Genomic DNA, 252 nt, shown 5'->3' on the forward strand with positions numbered 1-252 from the left:
GGCACGGAATGATTTTGGCGTGATGGGGGCTTGGTTGGACGCGTCGTAGTGTTCCTCGGCAGGAGGGTCGAAGTAAATCCCTTCGTACTGTTGGGTTTGCAGTGCAGTTGGACTTTTTTGGTAGCCATGGCGGCCAGAGCTGCGGTGATACCCGATCGTCAGGTTATCCACGATTTCAATGGGGGGTGGAGGTTCTTGATGTGGATTGAAAGAGACCTTGGGCAGGTTGTCGTGGCCAGGGGTGTCTTGAAT

1 protein-coding gene is annotated in these 252 nt (G+C 54.4%); it reads right to left on the reverse strand.

Annotated elements, in window-relative coordinates; genetic code table 11:
- Positions 1-252: hypothetical protein (locus AC0L20_RS41455; RefSeq protein WP_473295904.1), on the reverse strand; the 252-nt coding region annotated here is incomplete at both ends.

The organism is Bradyrhizobium sp. Kon58 (assembly GCF_055807455.1).